The organism is Pandoraea pnomenusa (assembly GCF_040391475.1).
Classification (GTDB): domain Bacteria; phylum Pseudomonadota; class Gammaproteobacteria; order Burkholderiales; family Burkholderiaceae; genus Pandoraea; species Pandoraea pnomenusa_C.
In genome coordinates this window covers 61187-76292 of the sequence record NZ_JBEBXS010000020.1, presented here as the reverse complement: position 1 = coordinate 76292, position 15106 = coordinate 61187, and the positions used below count along the sequence as shown (strand labels likewise).

Annotated in this window: 10 protein-coding genes; 9 read left to right on the top strand and 1 reads right to left on the bottom strand. The window is 64.5% G+C overall.

What is annotated here, in order from left to right; translation table 11 throughout:
• The first annotated feature begins 6 nt into the window (after window positions 1-6).
• From rbbA to ABWO90_RS19190, 8 genes are all read left to right on the top strand, one after another.
• The gene (gene rbbA / locus ABWO90_RS19225) at window positions 7-2835 is read left to right on the top strand and encodes a ribosome-associated ATPase/putative transporter RbbA (RefSeq protein ID WP_353192824.1); all 2829 of its coding nucleotides are present in this window, start codon (window positions 7-9) and stop codon (window positions 2833-2835) included.
• Window positions 2836-2930: 95 nt separating this feature from the next.
• Entirely contained in the window at window positions 2931-4058 is a 1128-nt protein-coding gene (locus tag ABWO90_RS19220; protein WP_353192844.1) for an ABC transporter permease, read from the top strand.
• A gap of 260 nt (window positions 4059-4318) precedes the next feature.
• Entirely contained in the window at window positions 4319-6691 is a 2373-nt protein-coding gene (locus tag ABWO90_RS19215) for a DUF3141 domain-containing protein (protein WP_353192843.1), read from the top strand.
• A 405-nt stretch (window positions 6692-7096) separates the two neighbouring features.
• Window positions 7097-7684, top strand: a complete 588-nt coding sequence (locus ABWO90_RS19210) for an anthranilate synthase component II (protein ID WP_353192823.1) — start codon at window positions 7097-7099, stop codon at window positions 7682-7684.
• Window positions 7685-7738: 54 nt separating this feature from the next.
• Complete coding sequence (gene trpD / locus ABWO90_RS19205; protein WP_353192822.1) at window positions 7739-8767, top strand: anthranilate phosphoribosyltransferase; 1029 nt, start codon at window positions 7739-7741, stop codon at window positions 8765-8767.
• Window positions 8768-8874: 107 nt separating this feature from the next.
• Complete coding sequence (trpC, locus tag ABWO90_RS19200) at window positions 8875-9687, top strand: indole-3-glycerol phosphate synthase TrpC (protein ID WP_353192821.1); 813 nt, start codon at window positions 8875-8877, stop codon at window positions 9685-9687.
• Window positions 9688-9843: 156 nt separating this feature from the next.
• Window positions 9844-10539: a CYTH domain-containing protein gene (locus ABWO90_RS19195; protein ID WP_353192820.1), complete on the top strand. Its 696-nt coding sequence runs from the start codon at window positions 9844-9846 to the stop codon at window positions 10537-10539.
• 52 nt (window positions 10540-10591) lie between these two features.
• A complete protein-coding gene (locus ABWO90_RS19190) occupies window positions 10592-11551 on the top strand; it encodes a uracil-DNA glycosylase (protein ID WP_353192819.1) in 960 nt (319 codons plus the stop codon).
• On the opposite strand, the gene ABWO90_RS19185 is transcribed toward ABWO90_RS19190, so the two are convergent.
• On the bottom strand, window positions 11552-12616 hold the full coding sequence (locus ABWO90_RS19185; protein WP_353192818.1) for a HipA domain-containing protein: 1065 nt from the start codon (window positions 12614-12616) through the stop codon (window positions 11552-11554).
• Between the two features lie 210 nt (window positions 12617-12826).
• Here ABWO90_RS19185 and ABWO90_RS19180 point away from each other — a divergent pair, with 210 nt between their 5' ends.
• Window positions 12827-15103, top strand: coding sequence for a TonB-dependent receptor (locus tag ABWO90_RS19180; protein ID WP_353192817.1), 2277 nt, complete (start codon window positions 12827-12829; stop codon window positions 15101-15103).
• Window positions 15104-15106 lie beyond the last annotated feature (3 nt).

Sequence of the window (15106 nt, the reverse complement as noted above, 5' to 3'; positions counted from 1 at the left end):
TGCATCATGACGGATTCTCCCTCGTCCGCTGCATCGCCTCGACCGCCGGGTCACGGCGTGCCGCCAGTGGTCCACGTTGCCGGTGTGTCACTGCGCTACGGCCGCAAGACACTCGCGCTCGACGACGTTTCCATCGACATTCCCGCCAACTGCATGGTGGGATTGATCGGGCCGGACGGCGTCGGCAAATCGACGCTGCTCTCGCTCATTGCGGGCGCGCGCGCCGTGCAGACGGGTACCATCGAGGCGTTGGACGGCGACATGTCGAGCAAGGCGCACCGTGAGCTCGTTTGCCCGCGTATCGCCTACATGCCGCAGGGGCTGGGCAAGAATCTCTACCCCACACTCTCCGTCGAAGAGAACCTTCAATTCTTCGCGCGCCTGTTCGGCCACGACGCCGCCGAGCGCCGCCGCCGCATCGACGACCTTACCCGCAGCACCGGGCTGCATCCGTTTCTCGACCGTCCTGCAGGCAAGCTCTCGGGTGGCATGAAGCAGAAGCTCGGCCTGTGCTGCGCGCTGATTCACGATCCCGATCTGCTGATTCTCGACGAACCGACAACGGGTGTCGATCCGCTCGCGCGGGCACAGTTCTGGGACCTGATCGCGCGCATTCGCCGCGAGCGTCCGGCCATGAGCGTGATCGTCGCCACGGCCTACATGGACGAAGCACAGCGCTTCGACTGGCTCGTCGCCATGGACGCGGGCAAGATCCTCGCGACCGGCACCCCTGCCGAGTTGCTCGCGCGCACGCACCGCGACAATCTCGAAGCGGCGTTCATCGATCTGCTGCCCGACGAGAAGAAGGTCGGCTACGAGCCGGTCGTGATCCCGCCGCTGCATATCGACGAACACACCGAGATCGCCATCGAAGCCAAGGGACTCACCATGCGCTTCGGCGATTTCGTCGCCGTCGACCATGTGAACTTCCGCATCCGTCGCGGCGAGATCTTCGGCTTTCTGGGCTCGAACGGCTGCGGCAAGTCCACCACGATGAAGATGCTCACCGGGCTGCTGCAAGCGAGCGACGGTCAGGCGTGGCTGTTCGGGCACGAAGTGAACCCGAAGGACATCGACACCCGCCGCCGCGTGGGTTACATGTCGCAGGCGTTCTCGCTCTACACCGAACTCACGGTGCATCAGAACCTCGTGCTGCACGCGCGGCTGTTCCACGTGCCCGAGCACGAAGTCGCGGCACGCGTCGACGAAATGGTCGAACGCTTCGACCTGGCCGACGTGGTCGACACGCTGCCCGACAGCATTCCGCTGGGCATGCGTCAGCGGCTGTCGCTCGCCGTGGCGATGGTGCACAAACCCGAGTTGCTGATCCTCGACGAGCCGACATCGGGCGTCGATCCGGTCGCGCGCGACAACTTCTGGCGCCTGCTGGTGGCGCTTTCGCGGCGCGATCAGGTGACGATCTTCATCTCCACGCACTTCATGAACGAGGCCGACCGGTGCGATCGTATCTCGCTGATGCACGCGGGCAAGGTGCTCGTGTCCGATCCGCCGGCGAAGATCACGCAGGACAAAGGTGCCGCCACGCTGGAGCAGGCGTTCATCGAATATCTGGTCGAAGCGGGCGGCGGCACGCCGGAGGCGCCGCAGTCCCCGACAACCGAAGCGACGGAAGCGACGGAAGCGACGGAAGCGATGGCAGCGACGACAGCGAACGCGCCGACACCCGAGGCCGCTCACCCGCCCCGGCAGGTATTCTCGCTGGGGCGCATGATGAGCTACCTGTGGCGCGAAACGCTGGAATTGCAGCGCGATCCGGTGCGCGCCGCGCTCGCACTGATCGGCTCGCTCGTGCTGATGTTCGTGATGGGCTACGGCATCAACATGGACGTGGAAGACCTGCGCTACGCCGTGCTCGATCGCGACAACACCACGTTGAGCCAGAACTACACGATGAACATCGCCGGCTCGCGCTATTTCATCGAGCAGCCGCCGATCACCGATTACGACGACATGGATCGCCGCATGCGCAGCGGCGAACTGTCGCTCGCCATCGAAATTCCGCCCGGGTTCGCGCGCGACGCGGCGCGCGGCAGGCCTGTGCAGATCGGCGCGTGGATCGACGGCGCCATGCCGATGCGCGCGGAGACAGTGCAGGGTTACGTGCAGGGCATGCATCAGAACTGGCTGGCCGATCAGTCGCTCCGGCGGCTTGGCGTGAGCCCGACCGCCTCGCTCGACATCGAGACGCGCTTTCGCTACAACCCCGATGTGAGGAGTCTGCCCGCAATGGTGCCGGCCGTCATTCCGTTGCTGTTGCTGATGCTGCCCGCCATGCTCACTGCGCTGTCCGTGGTGCGTGAAAAGGAACTCGGCTCGATCCTGAATCTGTACGTCACACCCGTCACGCGCACGGAATTCCTGATCGGCAAGCAGATTCCCTATGTCGCGCTGGCGATGCTGAACTTCCTGCTCATGACACTCATGGCGGTCACGCTGTTCGGTGTGCCGGTCAAGGGCAGTTTCCTCACGCTGTTGACCGCAGTCTTCATCTTCAACGTGGTCGCCACGGGCATCGGCCTGCTGGCGTCCACCTTCACCCGCAGCCAGATCGCGGCCCTGTTCTTCACGATGATCGGCACCATGATTCCGGCGATTCAGTTCTCCGGCATGCTCACGCCGGTGGCATCGATGGAAGGCTCGGGCCGATTCATCGGCGAGATCTATCCGGCGACCCACATGCTCATCATCAGCCGGGGCGTCTTCAACAAGGCGCTCGGGTTTGCCGATCTGAGCAATTCCTTCTGGCCGATGCTGATCGCCGTGCCCGTCATTCTGGGCGTCACGATCCTGCTGCTCAAGAAACAGGACAAGTGATGGCGAGCCCGAACGCACCGCAGGCGCCCACGCCCGCTTCCCCCTCAGCGTCGCCCTCGCCGGCGGCCGAGGCACCGCCGCGTCGCAAGCATCCGTTGCTGCGCCACCTCGCGAACATCTACCGGCTCGGCGTGAAGGAGCTATGGAGCCTCGTGCGCGACCCGATGATGCTGGTGCTCATCATCTACACGTTCACCGCGTCGGTGTATTCGTCGGCCACGGCACAGCCCGATACCCTGCACCTCGCGCCGATCGCGATCGTGGACGAAGACTTCTCGCCGATCTCGCAGCGCATCATCTCCGCGTTCTACCCGCCGCAGTTCACCATGCCACGCATGATCACGGCCGACGCCGTTGACCGGGGCATGGACGAAGGCGCTTACACGTTCGCGCTGAACATTCCGCCGAACTTCCAGCGCGACTTGCTTGCCGGGCGTTCGGCGGAGGTGCAACTCAATGTGGACGCCACGCGCATGAGCCAAGCGTTCTCGGGGAGCGGCTACGTGCAGCAGATCGTCTCGGCGGAGGTGCGCGAGTTCCTGCAGCGATACCGGTCGGTGCCGGAAATGCCGATCGATCTGGCGTTGCGCGTGCGCTTCAATCCGACGCTCGAGCGCGCGTGGTTCGGCGCGCTCATGCAGATCATCAACAACATCACGATGCTCTCGATCATTCTCACGGGTGCGGCCCTCATTCGCGAGCGCGAACACGGCACCATCGAGCACTTGCTCGTCATGCCCGTGACACCGACCGAGATCATGCTGGCGAAAGTGTGGTCGATGGGACTGGTGGTGCTGATCGCGGCGGCCATGTCGCTGTGGCTGATCGTGAGCGGTGCGCTGCATGTGCCGATCGGCGGCTCCGTGGCGTTGTTCCTGCTCGGCGCGACACTGCACTTGTTCGCCACCACGTCGATGGGCATCTTTCTCGCCACGGTGGCGCGCTCGATGCCGCAATTCGGCATGTTGCTGATTCTCGTGCTGCTGCCACTGCAAATGCTCTCGGGCGGGAACACGCCGCGCGAAAGCATGCCCAAGGTGGTGCAGGACATCATGCTCGCCGCCCCCACGACGCACTTCGTCGAACTGGGCCAGGCGATTCTGTTCCGTGGCGCCGGCATCGGTGTCGTGTGGGTGCAGTTCGCGGCACTCGCCTTCATCGGCGCCGTGTTCTTCGCTGTCTCGCTGCGGCGTTTTCGCCGCACGCTCAGTTCGATGGCGTAGCGCGCGTTGTCTTCGCGCGCGGCGCCCGGTGCCGCCCTGTCGGCCGCGGCTTTCGCCGGCGCGCGCAATCTGCGCCGTAAACCGGCGCCGTCATTCAGATTTGCGAGGTCTTCGTCATGCCTGCCAAGTCGTCAGTTTCGTCCGCCCCCGCCGGCGCTTCCGCTGCGCTCCAACGTCAGTCGTCGCGCCGGGCCTCGGCGCGCGCATCCGCACCATCGCCCGATAACGGCTGGCTTGGGGCCAATCCGTGGCTGGCCAACATGCCGTGGATGGCTTCTGCCGCCGACTACGCCGTCGACGCGTGGCAACGCAGCGTGCTGTTCGCCGACGTCATGCGCCAGCGCGGCAATCAGTATCAGGCGCACCTCGCCGAATCGGCACCGAACGTGCTCGACTTCGCAGCCGAAGTCATCCTCGACGGACACGACCTGCCCCGGCCGTGCAACTACTGCCTGATGCGTATCGTGCCGCCCGACGACACCCCGACGCAGCCCAATGCCCGCCCCTTCGTCGTGGTGGATCCACGTGCCGGCCACGGCCCGGGCATCGGCGGCTTCAAGCCCGACAGCGAGATCGGTGCGGCGTTGCGCGCGGGGCATCCGTGCTATTTCGTCGGATTCGTGCCCGATCCGGTACCGGGACAGACGGTCGAAGACGTGATGCGTGCGGAAGCGGCGTTCCTTGAAAAGGTGATTTCGCTGCATCCGGAGAGCGCGGGCAAACCCGCTGTGATCGGCAATTGCCAGGCGGGCTGGCAGGTGCTCATGACGGCGGCGATGCGTCCCGAACTCTTCGGTCCGATCATCGTGGCCGGTGCGCCGTTGTCGTACTGGGCGGGTTGGCGCGGGCGCAATCCGATGCGCTACTCCGGCGGCCTGCTCGGCGGCAGCTGGCTCACGGCGCTCACGAGCGACCTCGGCGACGGCCGTTTCGACGGCGCCTGGCTGGTGCAGAACTTCGAGAACCTCGATCCCGCCAACACGCTGTGGCGCAAGAAGTACCACCTTTACGCGAACGTCGACACCGAAGCACCGCGCTACCTCAGCTTCGAGAAATACTGGGGCGGTCACGTCTTTCTCAATGCGCAGGAGATGCAGTACATCGTCGACAACCTCTTCGTCGGCAATCGGCTCACGAGCGCCGAACTGATCACGAGCGACGGCATCCGGATCGACCCGCGCAACATCCGCTCGCCCATCGTGGTCTTCTGCTCGTACGGCGACAACATTACGCCGCCCCCGCAGGCGCTCGGCTTCGTGACCGACATGTATCGCGACGACGCCGAAGTGCTCAGTCACGATCAGACGATCGTCTACGCCACGCACGACAGCATCGGCCATCTGGGCATCTTCGTATCCGGCAGTACGGGCCGCAAGGAACATCGCAAGTTCGTCAACAACATCGATCTGATCGACGTGCTGCCCGCCGGTATCTATCAGGCGCAAATCGCCGACAAGACCGCCGACACGCCGCATCAGGAGTTGATCGACGGGGACTTCGTGATGTCGATCCAGCGGCGCAGTGTCGCGGACGTGCGTGCCATCGTGCAGCCGGACACCGAGAGCGACCGACGCTTCGCTGCTGTCGCGCATCTGTCGGACATCCACCTCGGGCTGTACCGCAGCCTCGTGCAACCGTGGATCCGTGCGATGGTCACGCCGACGTCGGCGTACTGGATGCGTGTGCTGCACCCGCTACGTGTGAGCTACGAACTGTGGTCGGACCGCAATCCGTTTGCCGTGCCATTCGCCGAGAAAGCCGGACGCGTGCGCGAGACGCGTCACACGGTGGCGCCGGACAATCCGTTCCTCGCGCTGGAGACGGCCATCTCGTCGGCCATCGAGCAGTCGCTCAACTTCTATCGGGACATTCGCGACGACGGCTACGAGAAAGCGTTCGAACTGATTTACGGTCAGCCTTGGGTGCAAGCGCTTGCCGGGCTGCACGGCAGCGACGACACGGCGGTCCGGGTGCACCCGGGCACGTCGCCCGAGCATGTGGCGTTCGTCAGGGAAACGCTGACACGGCGACATCACGAATTGCGTCAGGGCGGCCTGCTCGAAGCCGGTGTTCGCGCGCTGCTGTGGGTGCATCGACTGCATGGCGAAGCGGATGAGCGTCAGTTCAATCTGGCGCGCTCGCTGCCGCGTGGCGAGCGCAATATCTCGATCGAGACGTTCCGCGAGATCATCCGACGGCAGGCGGGATTGCTGCGCATGGCGCCCGACGCGGCCATGCAGGCCATTCCCGGCATGCTGGCGCAGGCGTCGCCGGAGAACATCCGGCGGGTGGCGAAGGCCGTCAAGGAACTGAGCTTCGCCGTGCCGCTCGACGGCGGCGAACAAAGCGACCTGACGCGTGTGCTGGACGTGTTCGAGCAAGTTGCCGCGCAGGCGGAGGCGGAGGCCGAGACCCCGTCCGCGCCGCGCGCTTCGTCAGCAAAGCGACCGGCAACGCGCGCCAGAATGCGCACCAAAACGCCCGCCGCGTCGGCGGCATCGACCACCCCGGCCCCCGACAACGCCCCGGCAACGGCGCTGCGAAAGCGTGCGCCGTCCGCCACGAAGCGCACCACGGCGGCAGCGAAAACCGCCGGCCCGGCAAAGTCGACGCGGGCGAAGAAGGCCACCTGAGCGTCCGTCCGGACGGGCCTGTGCCGGAATGCCACGCGTCGTGGCGTTCCGGTGTCCCCGTCGCAGATTCGTCGAACGACGGTAGCCGTAGCGCGCACATTCTTGCAAGAATTGCCCTTATCGCGCGCAAAACCCGTCGATTGCCCGCTTTTTACGACGCCCCGTCACGACACGCCGCAGATGCTGCTACAATCGGCGTCACTATGAAGTCGCATCAGTCTTCCTCCCTCCTCTGGTCGCCCCTGACCGCCGCCCTGCGCTGGTGGCGGTAACCCGCCACGTCTATCTCATCCCCATAGCGCCCTCCCCCGCGGATCGCGAACTCAATGTGGGGGCACGCTCAGGGGGAATTCGCAAATCTCATGCGTTCGACAATCCTTTGTCACCAGACGAACAGGGACCATCATGCTGCTGATGATCGACAACTACGACTCGTTTACCTACAACATCGTCCAGTACTTCGGTGAGCTGGGCGAAGACGTGCGGGTCTATCGCAACGACGAAATCACGCTCGACGCGATCGCCGAACTCTCCCCCGAGCGCATCTGCCTCTCGCCCGGCCCGAGCTGCCCGGCCAATGCCGGTATCACGCTCGACGTGCTCAAGCGCTTCGCCGGCCAGATTCCGATTCTCGGCGTGTGCCTCGGTCATCAGGCCATCGGCGAAGCCTTCGGCGGCAAGGTCGTGCGCGCCCAGCAGATCATGCACGGCAAGGTGAGCGAGATCGAAACCACACAGCAAGGCGTGTTCGCCAACCTGCCCAAGCGCTTTACCGTCACGCGATATCACTCGCTGGCCATCGAGCGCGCCTCGCTGCCCGACTGCCTCGAAGTCACGGCCTGGACGGACGACGGTGAAATCATGGGCGTGCGTCACAAGACACTGGACGTCGAGGGCGTGCAGTTCCACCCCGAGTCCATTCTCTCGACATATGGCCACGACGTGCTGCGCAACTTCCTGCAAGCCGCACCGCGCGTGGCGCAAGCCGCCTGACGCGTGCCGCCGTCCAGCAAGCCGAACCGATCGAAACGATAACGAGACATCGCAATGATTACCCCGCAAGAAGCCCTGCAGCGCACCATCGAACACCGCGAAATCTTCCACGACGAGATGCTGCATCTGATGCGTCTCATCATGAAGGGCGAGATCTCGCCGGTCATGTCGGCCGCGATCATCACCGGCCTGCGCGTGAAGAAGGAAACCATTGGCGAAATCGCTGCCGCCGCGCAAGTCATGCGCGAGTTTGCCAACCATGTCGATGCCCCGGCCGATGAGCATTTCGTCGACATCGTGGGCACCGGCGGCGACGTGTCGCACACGTTCAATATCTCCACCGCCTCGATGTTCGTGGCCGCCGGCGCTGGCGCGAAAGTCGCCAAGCACGGCAACCGCGGCGTGAGCTCCAAGTCGGGCAGCGCCGACGTGCTCGAAGCGCTGGGCGTGAACATCATGCTCTCGCCCGAACAGGTGGCCGAATGCCTGCGCGAAGTCGGCATCGGTTTCATGTTCGCGCCGAACCATCATCCGGCGATGAAGAACGTGGCCGCCGTGCGCAAGGAAATGGGCGTGCGCACGATCTTCAACATTCTCGGCCCGCTCACGAATCCGGCCGGTGCGCCGAACCAGTTGATGGGCGTGTTCCACCCCGATCTGGTCGGCATTCAGGTGCGCGTGATGCAGCGTCTTGGCGCAGAACACGTGCTCGTGGTCTACGGCAAGGACGGCATGGACGAAGTCTCGCTCGGCGCGTCCACCCTCGTGGGCGAACTCAAGGACGGCAAGGTCACCGAGTACGAAATCCACCCGGAAGACTTCGGTTTGCAGATGGTCAGCAATCGCAGCCTGAAGGTCGCCAGCGCTGAAGAATCGAGGACGATGCTGCTCGACGCGCTTGACGACAAGGCGGGCACCGCACGCGAGATCGTCGCACTCAACGCCGGAACGGCCTTGTATGCCGCCAACCGCGCGCCGACGATCGGCGACGGCATCAAGATGGCGCGCGAGTCCCTCGCCAGCGGCGCGGCGCGTGCGAAGCTCGATCAGTTCGTCACGTTCACGAACCGGTTCAAGGCGTAAGCACCAGCCCCCCGGGGCGATACGCAACACGAAGCGACAGCGGCGAACGTCATGGCACGCAATGCCTGACGTTCGTCACTCACAGAACTCCCGTTTCTCCCATCGATATGTCTACCGTTCTCGACAAGATCCTGGCCGTTAAGGCCGAAGAAGTGGCCGCCGCCAAGCGCGAACGCGATTTCGCGAGCCTGCGCCGCGACGCCGAAGCCACCGTTGGCGACAGCGCCCTGCGCACCCGCGATTTCGTGGGGTCGTTGCGCACGAAGATCGACGGCGGCCTCTCTGGCGTGATCGCCGAAATCAAGAAGGCGAGCCCGTCGAAAGGCGTGATTCGCGAGAACTTCGTGCCGCTCCAGATCGCCGAGTCGTATCAGAACGGCGGCGCCGCCTGCCTCTCGGTGCTGACCGACGTGCAGTTCTTCCAGGGCTCGCCCGCGTATCTGAAAGCCGCGCGTGCCGCGTGCGATCTGCCCGTGCTGCGCAAGGACTTCATGATCGATGCCTATCAGGTGTACGAGGCGCGCGACATGGGGGCCGACTGCATTCTGCTGATCGCCGCCGCGCTGGAGCTCTCACAGATGCGCGATCTCGAGGCGCAGGCCCATGAACTGGGCATGGCAGTGCTCGTCGAGGTGCACAACGGCAAGGAGCTCGACGCCGCACTCGAGCTGCGCACGCCGCTGCTCGGCATCAACAATCGCAACCTGCACACCTTCGAGGTCACGCTCGACACCACGCTCGGCCTGCTCAAACACATTCCGGACGATCGCCTGGTCGTGACGGAGTCGGGTATCCTGTCGCGTGACGACGTGACGCGCATGCGCGCGGCCAACGTCAATGCCTTCCTCGTCGGCGAAGCCTTCATGCGCGCGCCCGAGCCGGGCGATGCGCTCGCCACGCTGTTCGACATGCCCCGCTAAGCGGCGGACTCGCCAACACGAGTCGCGCCGCCCTCCGCGACGATGGCACGGTGCGCCACCTCGGGGCACCGTCCGAGCACCCTGACAGGCCGCGTCGTTCCTGCCCGGCGATGTCGCCCCCGGCTTCGCCAGGCGACCTCTCACAGGAGCGGCCCGATGGCCATCGAACGCGAACTCAAACTCGCCCTGCCGGGCGACCTTCCCGCCACGCGCGCCGACGCGCTGATTGCTCACCTCGACCGTCTGCCCGGTGCCGAAGCGCGGGGCGAACGGCATCTCGTCAATCGCTATTTCGACACCCCTGCGCTGGCGTTCGCGCGCGCAAAAGCGGCGCTGCGCCTGCGGTATGTCGCGCGTGACGGACACGCCGGCCAATGGCTGCAAACGCTCAAGTCGGTCGGCGTAGCGCATGACGGCCTGCATGTGCGTCACGAGTGGGAACTGGCGGTCGGCGGCGAGGCGCTTGAGCTGACGGCACTGATCGCCGCGTGCGACGTGCCGGAGACCGCCGATCTGCTGCGTACCGAGGGCGCGGGCGTGGTGGCGCAGTTCGAGACGAACTTCGTGCGACGCCTGTGGCGCTATGTCGCCGGTGACGGTACCGCCGTGGAAATCGCCTTCGACCGTGGCGAAGTTGCGGTGGACGCCAACGGTCGACGTCACACGGAACCGCTCGTCGAAGTCGAACTCGAATTGCTCGACGCGCCGGACGACGACCGCGAAGGACAGGGCGAGCGCATTCTGAAGGCGCTTGCACAGGACCTGCGGGCGGTGCTGCCCGAGTTGCACATCGACAATGTGAGCAAGGCGCAGCGCGGCTATCGTCTGCGTCAAGCTGTGCTTGGCGGCTGAACGCCGTCTGGCGCACACTCACACCTTCACGAACTTTCCACAGACGCATCGCATGGCATCACGTTCCCGCGCGACCTCTTCCGCCTCGGCAGACGAACGGCAACGTTCGCTCTTCGACGAACCGGCCCCCGACACACAGCAAGACGCGACCGCCGACACGACACAGACACAGACCGAACCTGTGGCTCGCCGACGAGGGCGTCCGCCGAAGTCAGGGAACGCCCCCACAAAAGCGGCGAAGCCCGCCGTTGCGGCGGCACCGTCGGATGCAGCCAATCCCGACGCCGCGGGCCCGCTCACGGGACGCGTCGAAGATCAGTTCGAGGCCCTGCCGGCCGAATGGAAGCCACTGGTTGCGCCGTTCGTGCAAAGCGACGCGTATGCGCCGCTGTGCCGCTATGTCGACGCCGAAGTCGCAGCGGGAAAAACCGTGTACCCGGCGGACATTTTTCACGCCCTGCGAATGACGTCGCCCGAGGCGGTGAAGGTCGTGATCCTCGGGCAGGATCCGTATCACGGCGACGATCACGGCATCGCGCAGGCGCACGGCATGGCGTTTTCGGTGCAGCGCGGCGTACGCGTGCCGCCGTCGCTTCGCAACATGTACAAGGAAATCGAGCGCGACCTGGGCATTGCCCCGGCGCCGCATGGCAATCTCGACGCATGGGCGAAGCAGGGCGTACTGTTGCTCAACACGACGCTGACCGTCGAAGCGGGCAACGCCGCCAGCCACGCGAAGCCGTTCAAGACCGGCGGATGGCAAGCCTGCACCGATACGCTGCTCTCCGAACTGGCGGCGAAGCAAGGGCCACTCGTCTTCCTGCTCTGGGGCAGCCACGCTCAGGCGAAAGCCCCGCTGCTGTCCGGGCATGGCCATCTGCTGCTCGAAGCGCCGCACCCCTCGCCACTCTCGGCACATCGCGGCTTTCTCGGTTGCGGCCACTTCAGCGCCGCAAACGCCTTCCTCGAAAAGCACGGCAAAACGCCCATCGACTGGCGCGTACCCGTGTGATCAGACGCTCACCGCGAAACGCTTCTCGGGACGCAAGGCAGCGCTGCCTTGCTCCCACTCGGTGCGCATGGCGACGAGAAACGCGGGATCGACTCTCGACGCATGGGCGGTCAGCGTCGCCTGCATGGCGATCTCGATGCGCTCGATGACACGCTCGGGATGCGCCACACCGCAGACCGTGCGGCCGAATTCGATGACGGCCCGCCGATCGGGGTAAGTCCGACGCTTGTCGAATTTGAGGGCCAGGGTCCGGTCCGTGAGCGACCTGCCCGACTGCGGATCGACATGCGAGTAGACGCTCGTGGTGACGACGTCGAATAGCGGTGCCAATTTGGCTGCACGACCACCCGGGTGCTCATAGATCAGACCAAAGTTCTTGAGATGGGCGTCGCCGTTGCGAACCATGAGGGAAAGCACAAGGTAGTCGAAGTACCGGGCCAGGCTCTCCGACCGGTTTTCCGCGCATAAATAGCCGATCATGGCAGCGATGCGTTCGTACGAGCCGACATACTTCTGCTCGGCGGACCGTCCATGCAAGACCGCCATGTCCTCGAAACCCAACTGACGCCGCTCGTCTCCCGCGAGATCGAAACGCCGCATGACGAACAGCGATCCGTCATCCGACAGCCAGAACTCAGGCACGGTAATGCCGGCCTCGCGCGCCGCCGACATACACAGGAATTCGTTCTGCGCGAGATAGGCGTAGTCCTCCCCGGCAGCTTTCACGATGAGATCAGGTGTTGCCGCCGTGCATTTCTCGGCGACAGGGGATCGTGCATCTGTCGGTAAGGCGTCGGCGTCCGGCATCATCACCTTCGGCTGGAACCCGGAAATGCCGGAGGTGAGATACAGACCGACCAGGTGCTCGAACAATTCGTCACTCGCACCGGATGTCAACAACGTCGACAACCCGACTTCGGCGCGGACAGGCTCTCTGGTGCTATGCGGGACAAAGTAACGCAAGCGCCCGATCGATGTGAACGACCAACAAAAATGTAAGTTATGACGATCTTTTTTTAGATTTTTCGATTTTTGATCGTCACAACTTACAAAACTGTCTCTCAATCGACTTTTACCTCGACTGCAAGTAGCGGTTCACGCATCGCGGGAATTACCACACTCCATTCGCGATTAAGCGTTTACATGAGGATGTGAAAGATATTAAACTTCCGGCCCGTAATGAGAATTCTTATCAATCTCATTATCGAAAACAATAACCGTGCGTTGTCCGGCCAGAGCAGTGGCTGACGGCAGCGCCACTGCCGGAACACACGTATGTCTACCGCTTTCCAGGCGCGTCAGCGTCTGCTCGTCACCGCCTGCGCGCTTGTCGTCGCCGGCAGCTTCGCCACCCTTCCCGCTTACGCCCAGACGCCCGCCGCCGCGTCGCCGGATGCCACGGCCAACGGGGGCAATGCCACCAACGCGCCCAACGCCGCCGCACCCGGCGCCGTCGCCCTGCCCACCACGCAGGTCACCGACAGCGCCGTGTCGTCGCCGATGCAGACGAAAACGCTGCCGTCGTACAAGTTCGTCGCTCCGCTGCGCGATACGCCGCGCTCGATCACGGTCATTCCGGAAGAACTGATCAAGCAGACGAACGCCACGACCTTCGCCGAAGCGCTCAAGACCGTACCGGGCATTACGTTCATCGGCGGCGACGCCGCCGCGAACCCGTCGGCCGACCGTCCGGTGCTGCGCGGCTTCGAATCGCGCAACTCGATCTTCGTCGACGGCATGCGCGACTCGGGCGTGCAGAACCGTGAAACGTTCGCCATCGAGAACATCAGCGTCATCAAGGGCCCTGACTCGGTCTACGCCGGACGCGGCGCCGTGGGCGGCAGCATCGACATCACGACCAAGACCCCGCGCCTGGAAGACTTCACCAACGCGAGCCTCGGTCTGGGCACGGACGCCTACAAGCGTCTGACGATGGACGTGAACCGCCAGATCAACGACCAGACCGCCGTGCGACTGAACGTGATGGGCCACGACGCCAATCAGGCCGGGCGCAACAACGTGTACAGCCAGCGCTGGGGCGTGGCGCCGTCGGTGGCCTTCGGCCTGAACAGCCCGACCACGGTGACGGTGAGCTACTACCACCTGAATTCGTACGACATGCCGGACTTCAGCGCGCCGTTCCGTTCGACGGGCGGCACGCCCGACGGCGGCTTCAAGCGCAACCAGTTCTACGGCCTGAACGACCGTGACTATCGTCGCGGCCAGACCGACAGCGGCGAGATCAAGGTCGAGCACCGCATCAACGAGACGTGGAAGATCAAGAACACGACGATGGTCGGCCGTTCCACGCTCGACTACATCGCTACGAACCCGCAGTTCCAATCCGCCAACTCGAACATCATTTCGTTGCAGGCGAAGAGCGGCAAGTACGCCACGAACAGCATCGCCAACCAGACCGAACTCACGGGCAAGACCACGCTGTTCGGCTTCGAGCACACGCTCACCGGCGGCGTCGAGTTCAGCAACGAGCAAAGCCGTTACGAGGGCTATCTCGTGACTGACAGCGCGGGCAACAACATCCGTTCGGGCGGCCCCTGCACGGTGGCGTTCAACTGCACGACCATCGGCAACTGGAACCCGGGCAACCCGTGGACCGGCAGCATCCAGCTCAACGGCGACAAGTCCTTCCCGGGTGCGGCGACCAACACGCGCACCAACGTGGCATCGGCCTACCTGTTCGACAGCGTGAAGCTCTCCGATCGCTGGCTCGTCAACGCCGGCGCGCGCTTCGACCGCTTCGACGTGAGCGCCGTGCAAGCCGGTGCGCCGGATCTGAACAACACGTCGAACCTGTTCAGCTTCCAGCTCGGCGTCGTGTACAAGCTGCTGCCGACGCTCAGCCTGTATGCGTCGTACGGCACGTCGGCCAACCCGCCGGGCTCGAACAGCGGTCTGGGCGGTGGTACGGACCAGATCACGGCAGCGAACCGCAACCTCTCGCCTGAGCGCAGCCGCAACATCGAAGTCGGCGCGAAGTGGGACGTCATCGAACAGCGCCTGTCGCTGACCGCCGCTCTGTTCCAGACCGACAAGACCAACGCGCAGGTCAGCGACGGTCTCGGCGGCACGATCAACGCCGGCAGCCAGCGCGTGCGCGGCTTCGAACTCGGTTGGGCGGGCAGCCTGACGAACCACTGGCGTGTGTTCGGCGGCTATTCGTACCTCGACGCGATCACGACGGATGCCGGTCCGGCCGCCGCCGTGGGCGCCTCGGGCCTGCCGATGGTGATGGTGCCCAAGCACAATTTCACGCTGTGGACCGACTACGAAGTGATGCCGAAGGTCACCGTGGGTGCGGGCATGACGCTCTCGAGCCTGACGTACGCGTCGGTCTCGCCGAGCGTGCGCAAGTGGACGCCGGGCTACGCGCGTTTCGACGCCATGGCCACGTATCGCGTCTCGCGCACGGTCGATCTGCAACTGAACGTGCAGAACATCTTCGACAAGAAGTATTACTCGAGCGCCTACCCGATCTACGCCACGTGGGCGCCGGGTCGCACCATCATGATGACGCTGAACTTCCATCAGTGATGA

Coding starts and splice junctions, on each gene's coding strand:
- ABWO90_RS19190 (WP_353192819.1), top strand. CDS start 10,592: ATGGCATCACGTTCCCGCGCGACCTCTTCCGCCTCGGCAGACGAACGG.
- rbbA (WP_353192824.1), top strand. CDS start 7: ATGACGGATTCTCCCTCGTCCGCTGCATCGCCTCGACCGCCGGGTCAC.
- ABWO90_RS19210 (WP_353192823.1), top strand. CDS start 7,097: ATGCTGCTGATGATCGACAACTACGACTCGTTTACCTACAACATCGTC.
- ABWO90_RS19215 (WP_353192843.1), top strand. CDS start 4,319: ATGCCGTGGATGGCTTCTGCCGCCGACTACGCCGTCGACGCGTGGCAA.
- ABWO90_RS19180 (WP_353192817.1), top strand. CDS start 12,827: ATGTCTACCGCTTTCCAGGCGCGTCAGCGTCTGCTCGTCACCGCCTGC.
- trpD (WP_353192822.1), top strand. CDS start 7,739: ATGATTACCCCGCAAGAAGCCCTGCAGCGCACCATCGAACACCGCGAA.
- trpC (WP_353192821.1), top strand. CDS start 8,875: ATGTCTACCGTTCTCGACAAGATCCTGGCCGTTAAGGCCGAAGAAGTG.
- ABWO90_RS19195 (WP_353192820.1), top strand. CDS start 9,844: ATGGCCATCGAACGCGAACTCAAACTCGCCCTGCCGGGCGACCTTCCC.